This is a genomic window from Methylobacterium sp. EM32, from assembly GCF_040593685.1.
Classification (GTDB): domain Bacteria; phylum Pseudomonadota; class Alphaproteobacteria; order Rhizobiales; family Beijerinckiaceae; genus Methylobacterium.
Genome location: NZ_JBEXZS010000238.1, coordinates 1 through 12,969, shown reverse-complemented (window position 1 = coordinate 12,969; position 12,969 = coordinate 1). Strand labels below are relative to the sequence as shown.

17 protein-coding genes, 1 tRNA gene and 1 pseudogene are annotated in these 12,969 nt (G+C 70.8%); 12 read left to right on the top strand and 7 right to left on the bottom strand.

What is annotated here, in order from left to right:
- Positions 1 to 34 precede the first annotated feature (34 nt).
- Positions 35 to 1,855: a chloride channel protein gene (locus ABZT49_RS30100; protein WP_355291695.1), complete on the bottom strand. Its 1,821-nt coding sequence runs from the start codon at positions 1,853 to 1,855 to the stop codon at positions 35 to 37.
- Between the two features lie 183 nt (positions 1,856 to 2,038).
- Here ABZT49_RS30100 and ABZT49_RS30095 point away from each other — a divergent pair.
- Both ABZT49_RS30095 and ABZT49_RS30090 read left to right on the top strand, forming a co-directional pair.
- Positions 2,039 to 2,115: transfer RNA gene (locus tag ABZT49_RS30095), tRNA-His, on the top strand.
- Positions 2,116 to 2,279: 164 nt separating this feature from the next.
- Positions 2,280 to 2,570: a DUF6894 family protein gene (locus ABZT49_RS30090; protein WP_355291693.1), complete on the top strand. Its 291-nt coding sequence runs from the start codon at positions 2,280 to 2,282 to the stop codon at positions 2,568 to 2,570.
- Here the strand turns inward: ABZT49_RS30090 and ABZT49_RS30085 are convergent.
- A complete protein-coding gene (locus ABZT49_RS30085; protein WP_355291691.1) occupies positions 2,494 to 2,970 on the bottom strand; it encodes a hypothetical protein in 477 nt (158 codons plus the stop codon). The two genes, ABZT49_RS30090 and ABZT49_RS30085, sit on opposite strands and share 77 nt — an antisense overlap.
- A gap of 176 nt (positions 2,971 to 3,146) precedes the next feature.
- Between ABZT49_RS30085 and ABZT49_RS30080 the strand changes: the two genes are divergently transcribed.
- Complete coding sequence (locus ABZT49_RS30080; protein WP_355291689.1) at positions 3,147 to 3,353, top strand: ribbon-helix-helix domain-containing protein; 207 nt, start codon at positions 3,147 to 3,149, stop codon at positions 3,351 to 3,353.
- Between the two features lie 22 nt (positions 3,354 to 3,375).
- Here ABZT49_RS30080 and ABZT49_RS30075 read toward each other — a convergent pair whose 3' ends face one another.
- From ABZT49_RS30075 to ABZT49_RS30065, 3 genes are all read right to left on the bottom strand, one after another.
- Complete coding sequence (locus ABZT49_RS30075; protein WP_355291687.1) at positions 3,376 to 3,564, bottom strand: hypothetical protein; 189 nt, start codon at positions 3,562 to 3,564, stop codon at positions 3,376 to 3,378.
- A 261-nt stretch (positions 3,565 to 3,825) separates the two neighbouring features.
- Positions 3,826 to 4,122, bottom strand: a complete 297-nt coding sequence (locus tag ABZT49_RS30070; protein ID WP_355291685.1) for a hypothetical protein — start codon at positions 4,120 to 4,122, stop codon at positions 3,826 to 3,828.
- A gap of 471 nt (positions 4,123 to 4,593) precedes the next feature.
- Positions 4,594 to 4,893 (bottom strand): hypothetical protein, encoded by a 300-nt coding sequence (locus ABZT49_RS30065; RefSeq protein WP_093568888.1) that lies wholly within the window; start codon positions 4,891 to 4,893, stop codon positions 4,594 to 4,596.
- Positions 4,894 to 5,347: 454 nt separating this feature from the next.
- Between ABZT49_RS30065 and ABZT49_RS30060 the strand changes: the two genes are divergently transcribed.
- The 7 genes from ABZT49_RS30060 to ABZT49_RS30030 all read left to right on the top strand — a co-directional run bounded on the left by ABZT49_RS30060 (position 5,348) and on the right by ABZT49_RS30030 (position 10,630).
- On the top strand, positions 5,348 to 6,004 hold the full coding sequence (locus ABZT49_RS30060; protein ID WP_355291683.1) for a hypothetical protein: 657 nt from the start codon (positions 5,348 to 5,350) through the stop codon (positions 6,002 to 6,004).
- Between the two features lie 114 nt (positions 6,005 to 6,118).
- Entirely contained in the window at positions 6,119 to 6,343 is a 225-nt protein-coding gene (locus tag ABZT49_RS30055; protein WP_355291681.1) for a hypothetical protein, read from the top strand.
- Positions 6,344 to 6,604: 261 nt separating this feature from the next.
- Positions 6,605 to 7,699, top strand: coding sequence for a transglycosylase SLT domain-containing protein (locus ABZT49_RS30050; RefSeq protein ID WP_355291730.1), 1,095 nt, complete (start codon positions 6,605 to 6,607; stop codon positions 7,697 to 7,699).
- Positions 7,700 to 7,801: 102 nt separating this feature from the next.
- Positions 7,802 to 8,428: a NepR family anti-sigma factor gene (locus ABZT49_RS30045; protein ID WP_355291679.1), complete on the top strand. Its 627-nt coding sequence runs from the start codon at positions 7,802 to 7,804 to the stop codon at positions 8,426 to 8,428.
- 160 nt (positions 8,429 to 8,588) lie between these two features.
- Positions 8,589 to 8,834, top strand: coding sequence for a hypothetical protein (locus tag ABZT49_RS30040; RefSeq protein WP_093568893.1), 246 nt, complete (start codon positions 8,589 to 8,591; stop codon positions 8,832 to 8,834).
- Between the two features lie 173 nt (positions 8,835 to 9,007).
- Positions 9,008 to 9,814 carry a transglutaminase family protein gene (locus tag ABZT49_RS30035; RefSeq protein ID WP_355291677.1) on the top strand — a complete coding sequence of 269 codons (807 nt, stop codon included), beginning with the start codon at positions 9,008 to 9,010 and terminating at the stop codon, positions 9,812 to 9,814.
- Positions 9,815 to 9,979: 165 nt separating this feature from the next.
- Positions 9,980 to 10,630 (top strand): L,D-transpeptidase, encoded by a 651-nt coding sequence (locus ABZT49_RS30030; protein WP_355291675.1) that lies wholly within the window; start codon positions 9,980 to 9,982, stop codon positions 10,628 to 10,630.
- Between the two features lie 64 nt (positions 10,631 to 10,694).
- On the opposite strand, the gene ABZT49_RS30025 is transcribed toward ABZT49_RS30030, so the two are convergent.
- Entirely contained in the window at positions 10,695 to 11,006 is a 312-nt protein-coding gene (locus ABZT49_RS30025) for a hypothetical protein (protein ID WP_355291673.1), read from the bottom strand.
- 153 nt (positions 11,007 to 11,159) lie between these two features.
- On the opposite strand from ABZT49_RS30025, the gene ABZT49_RS30020 reads away from it, so the two are divergent.
- Positions 11,160 to 11,399 carry a hypothetical protein gene (locus ABZT49_RS30020; RefSeq protein ID WP_355291671.1) on the top strand — a complete coding sequence of 80 codons (240 nt, stop codon included), beginning with the start codon at positions 11,160 to 11,162 and terminating at the stop codon, positions 11,397 to 11,399.
- A 318-nt stretch (positions 11,400 to 11,717) separates the two neighbouring features.
- Here ABZT49_RS30020 and ABZT49_RS30015 read toward each other — a convergent pair whose 3' ends face one another.
- The gene (locus ABZT49_RS30015) at positions 11,718 to 12,239 is read right to left on the bottom strand and encodes a phasin (RefSeq protein ID WP_355291670.1); all 522 of its coding nucleotides are present in this window, start codon (positions 12,237 to 12,239) and stop codon (positions 11,718 to 11,720) included.
- A gap of 290 nt (positions 12,240 to 12,529) precedes the next feature.
- Between ABZT49_RS30015 and ABZT49_RS30010 the strand changes: the two are divergent.
- Positions 12,530 to 12,969, top strand: a pseudogene (locus ABZT49_RS30010) (PAS domain-containing sensor histidine kinase); the annotation flags it as partial.

The window sequence follows — 12,969 nt, the reverse complement described above, 5'->3', positions numbered from 1 at the left end:
ACTCCCGGTCAATGGCGCGTGCAATTCCCCTGAATCATGCCACCTCCCCCACGCTCGCCCGGCGCTGGCGGTCGAGCTCGTCGCTGTAGCGCTTGAGGGTGTGCTTCTCGCTGAGTATCCCGATCACCCGGCCGGCGTCGCGGCTCTCGACCACCGCCAGCGCCTCGCTCTCGGCCTTGTCGAACAGGGCGACCGCCTCCTTGGCGTTCATCTGCGGCACCAGCACCTGGTCGCGGTAGCGCAGAAGATCGGCGACCTTCGTCTCGGTGGCCTTGTCGTCGATCGGCGCGGCATGGGCCTCGGCGACGAGCACGATGCCGGCATAGAGCCCAGCCTCGTCGACGGCGACGACCTGGGTGCCGGAGCCGAGCGGGAAGGCGCGCCGGAACGCCGCGAGCGTGGTGTCGCTGCGCACCGTGCGGACCTCGCGCCGCATCAGCTGGCCCACCGTCAGGGTGCGGATCCAGCCGACGTCGTGGGCGCTGCGGATCGATTCGCCGCGCAGGTGGAAGCGCCAGGTCGCGAAGGAGTAGCCGAAGGTCTTGCGCACCGTGAGCGAGGAGGCGATCACCGCCACCAGCACCAGGCTGGCGATGGGAAAGTCGCCGGTCACCTCCAGCGCCAGGAAGGTCATCGTCATCGGGCCGCCGATCACCGCGACGGCGAGCGCGCTCATCCCCACCACCGCGTAGGTCACCGGCGGCAGCACCATGGCGACGAGCGGCGGGGCCAGCATCACGAAGATTTTTCCGGCGAGCGCGCCCAGGAACAGCGAGGCGAAGAACAGCCCGCCGCGGAACCCCGTTCCGATCGAGATCGCCGAGGCCAGCGCCTTGGCGAGGAAAATCAGGATCAGCCCTGCCGCGCCGACCGTCGCGCCGTCCTCCGACAGGTTGAGGTGGAGCGCACCGTGCCCGGCCGAGAGCACCTGCGGCGTCGCCACCAGCGCCAGCGCCCCGACGGCGAGGCCGCCGAGGACCGGCCGGGCGAGCGGCGGCACCTTCGTGCGGCGCACCCCCTCCTCCACCAGAGTGACGCCCTGCATGATCAGGATGCCGAGCCCGGCGCAGATCAGCCCGAGGCCGAGCGTCGGCAGGTAGTCGGCCGGGCCGACCGCCGGGGTGGCCCCGATCGTGATGACGGTCTGGTGCCCGAGGAGAGCCCGCGACACGAAGGCGCCGGCCAAGGCCGCGGTGACGACCGGGGTCAGCGACCCGATGGCGTAGGTGCCGATGATCAGCTCGAAGGCGTAGAACGCCCCCGTGAGGGGCGCCCCGAACGCCGCCGCGATGGCGGCCGCCGCCGCGCAGCCCACCAGCACCCGCATGTCGTTGCGGCGGAGTTCGAAGCTCAGGCCCAGCCGCGAGGCGAACCCGCCGGAGATCTGGGTGTAGCCGGCCTCGAGCCCGACCGAGGCGCCGCAGCCGTTTGAGATCAGGTTCTGCACCGCGACCAGCACCGAATCCCGCAGCGAGAGCCGGCCGCCATGGAGGGCGTTGGCCTCGATCGGGTCGATCACCGGGCTGCCGGGCACCCGCCGGACCCGGCCCCCGAGCCAGACCGCCAGGCCGAGCAGCGCCCCGCCGAGGGCCGGCACGCCGAGGGCCACGAGGGGCGACACGCGGGCCGTCGCGCTCAGGCGCTCGTCGAGGTCGAGGCCGAACAGCCACTCGTGGGCGGCTTGCGCGGCCCAGCCCATGGCGCTGACCAGCACTCCCGACACGCAGCCGACGAGGGCCGCGAGCAGGATCAGGCCGATCTCGCCGCCGCGCACCCAGGCGCGCAGAGCCCCCGGCGCCAGCACGAGGGCGCTCTCCGTGAGGGAGCGGCGGACCGTCTCGGATTTGGACGTCATCGGACCGTCGGGCGGGCTCTCGAGGGAAAGGGCGGGCGCCGGCAGCGGTTTAGGGCGTGAGAGCCAGTCGGTCGATCGGGATTCCGGACTGAGCCGGCGCAGTTTCCCACCCTTCCGGTGCGAAAGCCGCCGAACGGCGCTTGCCACGGCGCTCCGGCCGGACTACACAGCCCCCCGTCGCGAGCCGCCATAGCTCAGTTGGTTAGAGCGCTAGATTGTGGATCTAGAGGTCCCCCGTTCGAGCCGGGGTGGCGGTACCACGACCCTCGCGGCCTGAGGCCGCGGACCGGATCGCGCGTGGATCGATGCCCGGGCGCAACACAGGCCGGTCACGATGGCCGATCCGGACCAATCCTTTCAAATTTGTTAAAGCATAGGCCATATGGTCTGTGCACATCTCTCCCCAGAACGAGGGGAGGACGGTGTGCAGCGCTACTTCTTCGATCTGAGCGCCGGTGCCTGGCAGTGCCGGGACGATATCGGGCTGATTCTGTGCAGCCAGGACGAGATCCGGGGCGAGGCGACCCGCACGGCGATCGAATTCGCCGCGGCCGGCCTGCCCGGCGCCGATCTCTCGGACCTGAAGGTGCGGGTGCGCGACCGGGCGGGCGAGGCCGTCATGACCGTGAGCCTCGCCCTCACCGTGCGCGGACCGGAAGAGCCCGTGCGCCTGGCCTCGCGCCCGGCCCGGCCGCGGATGGTGCGGGCGGCCTGACGGCCACCGACGAGACTTTCTGCAACGAATCTTGCCCGGCCGCGATCCGGCGGCCGGCGAGGATGCGCGCGGCGGCGAGCCCGAGCAGGGCACCGCCGGCGCTCGCCGCGAAGTCGACGACTTGCGCGGTGCGGCCCGGAACCCAGATCTGCCCGACCTCCAGGATGCCCGCGAGCAGGCCGAGGGCGAGGGCGAGCCGCCAGTCCGGCCCGCGGGGAGAGCCGAGGCCGAGAAGGCCGGCCGTGCCCGCATAGGCGACGAGGTGCTCCAGCTGGCCGGCCGCGCCGGTGCGCATCTCCCAATCCTTCGGGATCCAGGACAGCCAGACCAGCACCGGCAGACAGGCGAGACCCGCCAGCCCGGCGATGCGCCTCAGCGCGGTCAGCGTGTCCGGTCCCATGCCCGATCTCCCTCATGCCCACCCCGCTCCGGGCTCGCGCCGATCGTCCGCCGGGTGCGCTGGCCGGGCAAGCGCGCCATCCGATGCGGCGCCCGCCCGATCGAGGGTGACCATTGGCGGTAGGCGGAACGATCGCTCCCGCGGCGCGATACCCGGAACCGAGCCGGAGGCGCCCGATGACCGATACCAGCGAGATGCCCGAAGGGCCGGACAACCCCGAGCCCGTCCGCGACGAAGAAGCCTTCCACATCCCCGACGACCTCGCGCGGGCCCTGACCGAGTTCGCCGCCGTCGAGCAGCTCTCCCGCGGCGAGGCGATCTGCCTCGTCCTGCGGGAGTACCTGCGGGCGAAGGGCTACCTGAAGGGCGCGGCCACGGCCTGACCGCTCCGGGCCAGCCCCTCGTTCAAGCCGCGCCGCGCAGCTGGATCTCCAGACGGCCGACATCCTCGGTCAGCCGCTCGACGGTGCGGCGCGCCTCGCCATCCTCGGGTGAGGTCCGCAGGACGTCTGTCGCCGCCGCCAGCGACTCGCGCTTGGCCTGCAGCGCGTAGGCGATCTGGGCCCTGGCCATCTCGGGCGTCCGGTCGGCCATGTCTGTCCTCCTCTCCTGTCGTCTCTCTCTTCCGGTGCCGGCCGGAAGGCGCCGCGTACCGGAGGTTCGCCAGGGCAACGCGGCCGGCGCTGCCCGGATGCGGGCGCGCTGAGATCTGCGACGATTCAGGCCTGCGATGCCGTATCTGGGAACGACGCACGACACAGGCTCCTCGCGAGAGGAGCCTGTGTCGTCATCGCCAAACGGTTCGCCGGACCCGAGCACCATCCGATCGCGTTGCAACTGGACGGCGCCCTCACCTCAGCAGTCGTTGGCCTGCTGCGCGGCGGTCTTCTCGCCCTTCGACTGCCGGCTGACATCGGCCGGCGAGGTCGCCGTCTGCGAGCCGAGATTCTGCATCGCCCCAACCGTGCCGGGCGATTCGGCCTTCGCGCCGGGCGTCACCGAGGCGGTGGCGGGCGGATCGACGTTCGAGCTCTTGTCCATCTTCTGCGCGGTCTGTCCCGGGACCTGGCCGGGAGCGCAGGGGCCGGCAGCCGCACCGAGCGTCCCGGCGAGCAGGATCAGTCCGGCACCGAGAACGGTAAAGCGGGTCATCAGATTTCCTCCGAGGGTTGTTGTGCCCGCTCAACCCTCGCCACCTTGAGCCGGTTCCTGCCCCGTCCCCTCGCCCATTGGGCTGCGGCGCCCAAGGCTCGGGCCCGCGAACGCGCCGATCCGAAACCAGTTTTCGAAAGCTCGAACGGGAGTGCAGCGCTGCCATTCATTTCGGTTGCGCGCGAAACCGAAAATACCGCTTGCGTTTTGTGCGGCGCACGCTAGTTTGTGCATCGCACGGTCGCGATGGCGTCGCGGCCTTGCAGCCCTCTTTGGGCGTTTCCTCCCTAGACTTCGGGCCGCTCGCAAGAGCGGCCTTTTTTCTTGGTGCCTCGCTGTCCCGATGCCTTTCCCGGAACCGATGGCCGGTGCGAGTCGGGCGACGCGGCCGGTGCATGACCGCCAACGCAACGAGGGGCCGCGCAATGCAGCCCCTCGGCAGTGATGGCGTCATGATGCTGGGCGGCCGCCTCAGCTCGGCAGCATCCCGGTCGGACGCGACTGGGCGTAGAGGCTCGCCCCGGCATCGGCCCCGACGACCCGCACCAGGGCAGCCTCGTCGCAGGTGCCGGCGATGCGCAGGCCGAGCCGGTGCAGGTGGTCCTTGTCGGTGCAATAGGCCGCCAGCCGCGCCCGCCCGGTCACCGGCATGCGCGAGACCAGGGCATCCACATCGTCCTCGCTGGCGCGATGCAGGACGGCCAGCAGCTCGAGCGGGATCGGATAGCGCGCGAACGCCGTGGGCAGCGGGCGGGTCTGAGCTTGCGGCATGGATCACCTCGGTGCGGTCAGCTTCGTCGGATCTTCCGGCCGATATGGTTAGCGATCGGTTAAGCTCCCTCGAATACTCGCCCCGGCTATTGCCGGAGAGGAAGCCGCCCCCCGACGCGGTCGGATCGGGCCGACAGGCGCGGCGCCAAGCCGCGAACCAAGTTGCGCGCCACATCGCAACGGGCAGCAGATCGCAGCGATCACGACGGAGTCCGTGCTCTCGTTACGGCGTCGGACCTCTGGAGCGCCCTACGATCACGCTGCCATCGCGAAGCTCTCTAAGTCTTTGTTTTGTCGCATTTTCTTCGACGAACCGGTCTCCACTTCGTCGGACAATGCTCTGGACGACGAGGTCGCGCACCTCGCAATCATACGCACAATGGATGGAGCAACCTTTCATGCCAATGATTGTAGTGGTCATCTCGCATCGATCGGCGGGCCGGACTGAGCTGTGATGAAGGAAGAGACCAGCACGGACCCTGTCTCCGCCGAGGCCGTGCGCCGCAGCCTCGACGGCTGCCTGCGCGCCCCCGCATTCCGGCGGTCGCAGAAGCTGGCCGCCTTCCTGAGCTACATCGTCGACGAGGAACTGTCCGGGCGGGGCGAGGCGATCAAGGCCTACACCATCGCCACCCAGGCCCTCGGCCGGGCCGACAGCTTCGATCCGAGCAACGATCCGAGCGTGCGGGTCGAGGCCGGCCGCCTGCGCCGGGTCCTCGACGAGGTCTATGCCGACGAGGGCCGGTTCTGGCCGGTCCGGATCCAGGTGCCGGTCGGCGCCTACCGGCCGAGCTTCGAAACCCAGGAATTCCGGCCGCGGGACTTCACGGCCGAGGAGCCCAGGCCGGGAAGTTCCAGGCCGGCGGATGTCGAGCCCGACGACATCGGGGCGTCGCCCGGGGCAGGATCCCGGCGGGCGGGGATGCCGGCGGATCCGGGCCCGGTGCCGCCCGGCATGACGGCCGGGCGGTTGGTGCCGAGCGTCGTCGCCCAGATCTTGGCGCTGTTCGACACCCGCGGCCAGGCCGTGCTGGCCCTGCTCCTCGCGGTCATCGCATTCCTCCTCGCCGTCGAAGTCGCGCTGCAGATCTACGTCCTGGCGCACGCCTGAGCGCGACGTCCTTCGAATGCGGTCGCGCCTCGGCTTAGGTCACGCGGGCGAGGGAACCGGATGACGACTTGGCCTGTTCAGTGACGTCCATGACGTGACGTACGGGAGATGACCATGCGCAAGACGATCGCCGGCGCCGTGCTGGCCGTGGGTCTGGCCGGTTTCGCCGGAGCCGCCGAGGCGAAGGGCTGCATCAAGGGCGCGGTCGTCGGCGGCATCGCCGGCCACGCGGTCGGCCACACCTTCGCGGGTGCCGCCGCCGGTTGTGCGCTCGGCCGCCATCAGGCCAACAAGCGCCAGCGCGACCGCGACACCGCCGTCCAGCCCGCCACCCGCTGAACGGGAGGCGCTTCGCCGCACTGCAGCATCGGCATTCGCAGTCACCGGAACGGTTCCTCAGGTCAAGCTTGGCCGTAACGGGACCCGAATGCTCGGCGGTTCGTACGGCGAAGCTTATGTGAGACGACGCTGAGCTGTGCCAGCGTCGCCGTTTTATCGCCACATCTCACCGGCTTCTTGCGTCCCAGTGGCGTGGAAACCGGGGCGATACACCATATGAGACGTCGAGCGGACGGACCGGCACAGCGGGGCGGCCTGCGGATGGCGGGGACGCCGGGGATCGCCCTCTCCGGGAACGTCCTCTCGGGCGACGCCCTGTCCCTCGGCAGCCGCGCCGCCCACGGGGGCGTGCCGGTCATGGCGCGCACGCTGCTCGCGGCGGGGTGCTTCGCGGCGGGTCTCTCCGCCCTGCTGCACCAGTACGGCGCCGACCTGATGACCGCCCGCCCGGCCGTCACCATGATGGCCGACCTCCTGGTGATGCCGACGCCCAAGATCCAGACCATCCAGATCCAGACCGCCAAGGCCCAGCCGGCACCCGCCCGCGACGCCGCCACGATCGCGCCGCTGCGCGAGCCGGTCCACGACCTCGACACCGCCCTCGGCTCTTCCGGCGTCGATCGGGTATCCTACGACGACCTGCTCGCGGCCAGCACCGGGGGCGACCCCAACGAGGTGCTGAGCTTCGGGCCGATGCGGATCCGGCGCCACCTCGTCCAGACCATCGTGCGGGCCGCCGCGACCGTGCGCACCGACCCGGTGCTGCTGATGGCGGTGGCCGACAAGGAATCGAGCTTCCTGACCGAGGTCCAGGCCCGGACCTCCTCCGCCACCGGCCTCTACCAGTTCATCGAGCGCACCTGGCTGCAGGTGATGCGCGAATTCGGCCCCCAGCACGGTTACGCCCGCGAGGCGGGGCTGATCGGCGAGGATAACGGCGTCGCCGATCCGTCCGAGCGCGCCCGCATCCTCGACCTGCGTCGCGATCCCTCCCTCTCCGCCCTGATGGCGGGCGAGATGCTGAAGCGCGATGCCGCGCGCATCGCCGCCCGGATCGGCCGCGACCTCACCCTGGGCGAGACCTACCTCGCCCACTTCCTCGGGCCGGACGACGCCGAGCGCTTCATGGCCAAGGTGGTCGAGGAGCCGAAGGCCGAGGCCGCCGCCCTGCTGCCGAAGCCCGCCAAGGCGAACCGCCCGATCTTCTACGAGCGCGTCGGCCGCCGGAAGGCCCGCAGCCTCACGGTGGCGCAGGTCCACGACAAGTTCGAGGCGATGATGAGCACCCGCGGCGCCCGCTACCGCGACGTCGGCGCCCTGATGGGCGTGATGGCCTACGCCGCCGATACCCCCTGAGAGCTCGCGAAAAAGCTGTACGTCACCGCCGTCTTCTGGGGAAACCTCGCCGCGCGTCGAGATTTATCCTCCTGATCGCAACGACGGAATCAGGAGGTGACGATGGGCGCGGCGGGCGCCGGGTGCCGGACGGGCGGCACGCCACTCACACCCACTCTCTCCCTCGACGCCCTCGGGGCGGGCCTCGCCGCGGCCTATGACGGCCTGGTGGCCGAGTCGGTGCCGGAGCGGCTGAGCGCGCTCCTGCGCCAGTTGGAAGCGCGCGAGGTCGCGACGACTCGGGAGACCGGCCGCGTGCGGCAGGCCGGCGACGGGGCGGAGGCCGGCCATCCCGGTGGAATCCCCGCCGGACGTCTGGCCCTGCTGGTCGGCGACGTGCCCGGCGCGAGCGAGGCCGCCTCGCTCCTGGGGCGCGCCGGCCTCGAGACGATCCGCTGCCTCGATCCGGATGCCGGGCTCGAGACTTTGCGCGTGAATGGCGGCGAGGTCGCCCTGGTGCTGATCGGCTTGCCGACCGAGCGCGACGGCGCCCTCGACGGGGCGGGGCTCGCCCGCGCCGTGGCGACGCTCTGGCCGACGATCCACCTCGTCGTGGCGCAGCCGCCCCGGCCCGAGGCCCGCGTTCCGGAAGCACAGCTGCCGCCGCAGGCGGTGCCGATCGATCGGGCGCCCGACCTGCTGGCCCTCGCCGAGCAGGCGGCGCGCACGCCGCGCTCTCCGGTGGCGTAGGGCGCCGCCCGGCTCCTTTCGGCGGATTTGATCGACACGCCGTTCGTGCCTTAAGTTCGTGTTACGGTCGCGCGACCGAGCGCCGCGCGGCCTCCAGGGGGTTAAGCCGAAAGACACCGGGCCGAGAAGAGACCGGCTGGACAGATCGGGGGATCTGGAGATGAAGACGAACGAGCGCGACAGCTACCAGGCCGAGTACGCCGCGACGGCGGGGCAGCAGGCGGCCTTCTTCCGCGAGCAGGCGGAGCGTCACCGCCAGCAGGCCGAGCAGGCACGGGTCTTCGCCGAGCTGAGCCCCGGCGAGGAGAGCCGGGAGCAGAGCCGGCGGGCCGAGCGGCTCGAGACCCTGGGGCGCCACGACGACACGATGGCGGCGGCCTTCGAGGCGCGGGCCCGGCGCGGCTGAATCAACGCGCGCCCGCCGGGAATCGCCCGCCCCTGGTCGCGGATTGACCGAGGCGACGAAACTTCGGTCAGCGCCTGCCGATTCTTCGCGCAACCCGCGGCGACGCCGGGGCCTTACCCTGTGTTGTCCCGATGGCATCGCCCCATCGGCAGCATCAGGGAGCCAGCACCGTCATGAGGATCCGGACCGGGTACGCGATCACCTTCGACTCCCCGGCCCCGACGCCGATGCTGCTGATGCTCAGCGTGCATCCCTCGCGGCTCGGCGATTGCCTCACCTCGCCGGCGATGCGCTTCGACCCGCCGATCCCGGCCCGCGATTATGCCGACCGCTACGGCAACACCTGCACCCGGATCGTCGCCCCGCCGGGGCGGCTGACCGTCTCGGCCGACTTCCTGGTCCAGGACAGCGGCTGGCCGGACGAGGTCGCGCTGGGTGCGGTGCAGCACCCGGTGCAGGATCTACCCGACGACGTGATGGTCTACCTGCTCGGCAGCCGCTACTGCGACACCGACAAATTGTCGAACACCGCCTGGCAGCTCTTCGGCCACACGCCGGAAGGCTGGGCCCGGGTGCAGGCCATCGTCGACTACGTCCACGAGCGGATCCGCTTCGACTACCAGCGCGCCGACGCGACCCGCTCAGCGCTGGACGGCTTCAACCAGCGCGAGGGCGTGTGCCGCGACTTCGCGCACCTCGCCGTCACCTTCTGCCGCTGCATGAACATTCCGGCGCGCTACTGCACCGGCTATCTCGGCGATATCGGCGTGCCGGCGGTGCCCGATCCGATGGATTTCTCGGCCTGGTTCGAAGTGTACCTGAGCGGGCGCTGGTACACGTTCGACGCGCGCCACAACACGCCGCGGATCGGCCGCATCGTGATGGCGCGGGGCCGCGACGCCACCGACGTGGCGATCTCGACCAATTTCGGCCCCTCGCTGCTCGCCGGCTTCCAGGTCCATACCGACGAGGTACCCTGATCCGTCCGGCCGGTCGCTCGGATGCGACCTTCCCGGTCAACCGGCCGTGAACCGTTCCACCGGACTCGGTACTCCACCTTCGCCATTAGCGTCGCTTTAACCGGGAACCACTGAGCCGGGACAGCATTGTACAGCAAAGGTAACTGCTGAGGTAAGGCTCCGGCCATGAAGATCTTCGCTACCGCCCTGGCGGGCGCTCTGAGCGTGTGCGTTCTTGCCTCCGCGCCGGCCAAGGCCGCGCCCTACGATCCCTTCGACGCCAATCCCGGCGAGGATTACTACGCCAGCCAGCCCTACGACGCGCCGGGCTACCGCACGCAGGGGTATTACGGCCAGGGCCAAGCCGCCGGCAGCACCGATCAGGCGCAGGTCGCCCCAATCCCGCGCGAGCTGGTTCCCTTCAACGGCGGCTACGCGCCGGGCACGCTCGTGGTCTCCACCGCCGAGCGCCGGCTCTACCTCGTGCTGGGCGACGGCATGGCCCTGCGCTACGGCGTCGGCGTCGGCCGCCCGGGCTTCACCTGGTCGGGCACGAAGACGATCACCGCCAAGCGCGAGTGGCCGTCCTGGACGCCCCCGAAGGAGATGCTGGCCCGCCGCCCCGACCTGCCGCGCTACATGGCCGGCGGCATCGACAACCCGCTTGGCGCCCGCGCGATGTATATCGGCGGCACCCTCTACCGCATCCACGGCTCGAACGAGCCCGACACGATCGGCCAGGCCGTGTCCTCCGGCTGCATCCGCATGACCAACGATGACGTCACCGACTTGTATTCGCGGGTCAAGGTCGGCGCCAAGGTGGTGGTGCTGAACTGAAGCTTACCGGGACCGATCGTCGATCCAGGACAGGGCCGCCCTCGGGGGCGGCCCTCTTCGTTCGTCAGGGCGACACGCGGCCCGGGGCCGGCGGCTGCGGGGCGCTGAAGCTCGCCAGCGGCACGTCGCAGAAGCAGCGGGCGCCGAGCGGCCGCGGGCCGGGCAGCGGGCAGGAATAGGGCTGCGGCCCGGTGAAGCCGCGCTGCACCGCATCGCAATTGTAGCCGACCGCGCGCCGCGGAGCCGGACGCTCGTAGCGGTCGTAACCGTAGCCGGGGGGCGCGTCCTCCCGGTAGTACTGGGCCTGAGCCGAGCCGGTCAGGACCGCGACCAAAAGGACGGCCGACGACAGGCCGGCGCGAACGAACCCTCGCATCATTGCGTTCCTCTCTGGCGGGGAGTTACCCTGCGTGACGCCGCGCGCAGGGCGCCCCGGTGCCGCTTCGGTAGCCGAACCACCCCGGCGCGGCAAATCGTGGCCGGTGCGGCCGGGGGGCCGCGCCGCGAGATCGAGCCAGGGAGATCCGCCGTGACCACCTCGGCCCAGTGGCAGCGCACCCTCGACGCGGTCCTCGAACTCGCGGAGGACATCGCCCGCATCTCGCCCGACTGCGCCGACCGGGCGATGCAGATCGTCCGGCTGATCCGCGCCTGCGATCCGCCGGTCCACCGGTCCGGCGCCGAGGATCTCGACGCCGATGACGGTCTCGATGAGATCGAGGTCGGCATCGGTCCGCTGCACCGCAGCAAGACGTCGGACGTGGTGTGACGCGGTTTGAGGCCTGCGGACGGTCGCTGTCGGACGTAACACACCCATGGTCATTCCGGGGCCGCGAAAGCGGAGCCCGGAATCCAGACACTCAGGTGTCTCAGAACAGAGTGGAACGATCGTCTCTTGATCCTGAACCATCCGCGGTTCTGGATTCCGGGCTCCGCTTTCGCGGCCCCGGAATGACGCGGAGGGTATGAATCCGGTCGAGCAGAAGTGTCCCAGCTCCGCCTGGATCGTTCGTGAATACAAAAAAAGGCCGCGCCCCTCGCGGAGCGCGGCCGTGGCCGTCCTGACAGTCGGCCTGGAAGGCGCGTCTTAGGACGCGGCGTCCTTGGCGGCGTTGGTGGCCTGGTCGGTGGCGCTGCGGGCGGCGTCGGTGCCCTTCTGCATCGCCTGGCGGGCCTGCTCGGCACCCTGCTGCATAACGTTGCGGGCCTGCTCGGCGCCCTGCTGCATCGCCTGCTTGGCGTTCTCGGCGCTCTGCTGCATCGCGCTCTGGGCGAGGCCGCCGAACTCGCGGGCCTGCGTCTGCATGGCGGCGAACTGGCTGCGCACGAACTCGGCCTGGTGCTGCATCGCCTCCTGCACGTCCTTCGAGCGGACGAGCTTCTGGGCGAGGTCGAACGCGGCGTTCACGTTCTGCTCGGCGAAGGAGAAGCCGCGGCTCGAGGTCTCCTGGGCATTGGTGCGGGCCATCTCGGCCGAGCCCTGGAGGGTGTCGGCGGTCTTGCGCGCCGCGCCGAGGAACGAGTCGAACGCCTTGCGGGCCTGCTCGACGCTCTTCTCCGCGAAGTCCCGCATTTCGGTCGGGATCTCGTAGTTCGGGGTCTGGGTCATGTTCGTCTCCTCGTTGTTTGGCGCGGCCCCTGACGCGGCACGCTGCGGGCACGGCACTTTTGGGGGCCCGGCACGTTTGTGCACTGCACAATAGCACGCTTCGGGCGAAATGCCACCTTTTCGAGCGTCATTAAGGTTGACGGCACGATAACGCAGCGACTGCGCATTTCGTGCCGGTGCGGGAAGGGGTCAGTTGGTTTAAAGCAGTATGGGCGGGGCCGGTTCTCGCGGCGGGCCGGTCGGGGGATCGGCCGTCGTGCCGGGCGCGTGGCGTGGCGTGGGGAGAGGCAGTGGGTCGGGACGTGCTCTTCGAGACGACGATCGAGGCCCTGCGGGCCGTTCCGGCCTTCGGGCAGCGGATCGCCGGCGACGATCGCGCGGTCCTGCTCCTCGACTGCACGGCCACGCACCTGCTCTACGCCTCCCCGGGCGCCGCCTCCTTGCGCGAGTCGATCGCCGGTCCGGACGGGCGGATCGACCCCTCCTTGAGCCTTCCGGCGCAGCTGCGCGGCTCCCTGGCCCTGCCCGTCGGGACGGCGCAGCCGCGGCTCGAGCGCCTGCGCCTCGCCGGGCGCCTCGCCCCGCCCCTGCTCTGCGCCTGCCTGCCCGCCGCCCTGCCGGACGGCGCGCCCGGCCTCGCCGTCGCGATCCTCGATCCCCTCCCCGCGCGCCGTCCCCGTCGCGCGCCCGTCGCGACGGTTCCGACGGCTGCGGACCCGGCACCCGAACC

Excerpts from the sequence above, each read along its gene's own strand:
- ABZT49_RS30100 (WP_355291695.1), bottom strand. The coding sequence starts at position 1,855 with ATGACGTCCAAATCCGAGACGGTCCGCCGCTCCCTCACGGAGAGCGCC.
- ABZT49_RS30085 (WP_355291691.1), bottom strand. The coding sequence starts at position 2,970 with ATGGGACCGGACACGCTGACCGCGCTGAGGCGCATCGCCGGGCTGGCG.
- ABZT49_RS30080 (WP_355291689.1), top strand. The coding sequence starts at position 3,147 with ATGACCGATACCAGCGAGATGCCCGAAGGGCCGGACAACCCCGAGCCC.
- ABZT49_RS30075 (WP_355291687.1), bottom strand. The coding sequence starts at position 3,564 with ATGGCCGACCGGACGCCCGAGATGGCCAGGGCCCAGATCGCCTACGCG.
- ABZT49_RS30070 (WP_355291685.1), bottom strand. The coding sequence starts at position 4,122 with ATGACCCGCTTTACCGTTCTCGGTGCCGGACTGATCCTGCTCGCCGGG.
- ABZT49_RS30065 (WP_093568888.1), bottom strand. The coding sequence starts at position 4,893 with ATGCCGCAAGCTCAGACCCGCCCGCTGCCCACGGCGTTCGCGCGCTAT.
- ABZT49_RS30060 (WP_355291683.1), top strand. The coding sequence starts at position 5,348 with ATGAAGGAAGAGACCAGCACGGACCCTGTCTCCGCCGAGGCCGTGCGC.
- ABZT49_RS30055 (WP_355291681.1), top strand. The coding sequence starts at position 6,119 with ATGCGCAAGACGATCGCCGGCGCCGTGCTGGCCGTGGGTCTGGCCGGT.
- ABZT49_RS30050 (WP_355291730.1), top strand. The coding sequence starts at position 6,605 with ATGGCGGGGACGCCGGGGATCGCCCTCTCCGGGAACGTCCTCTCGGGC.
- ABZT49_RS30045 (WP_355291679.1), top strand. The coding sequence starts at position 7,802 with ATGGGCGCGGCGGGCGCCGGGTGCCGGACGGGCGGCACGCCACTCACA.
- ABZT49_RS30040 (WP_093568893.1), top strand. The coding sequence starts at position 8,589 with ATGAAGACGAACGAGCGCGACAGCTACCAGGCCGAGTACGCCGCGACG.
- ABZT49_RS30035 (WP_355291677.1), top strand. The coding sequence starts at position 9,008 with ATGAGGATCCGGACCGGGTACGCGATCACCTTCGACTCCCCGGCCCCG.
- ABZT49_RS30030 (WP_355291675.1), top strand. The coding sequence starts at position 9,980 with ATGAAGATCTTCGCTACCGCCCTGGCGGGCGCTCTGAGCGTGTGCGTT.
- ABZT49_RS30025 (WP_355291673.1), bottom strand. The coding sequence starts at position 11,006 with ATGCGAGGGTTCGTTCGCGCCGGCCTGTCGTCGGCCGTCCTTTTGGTC.
- ABZT49_RS30015 (WP_355291670.1), bottom strand. The coding sequence starts at position 12,239 with ATGACCCAGACCCCGAACTACGAGATCCCGACCGAAATGCGGGACTTC.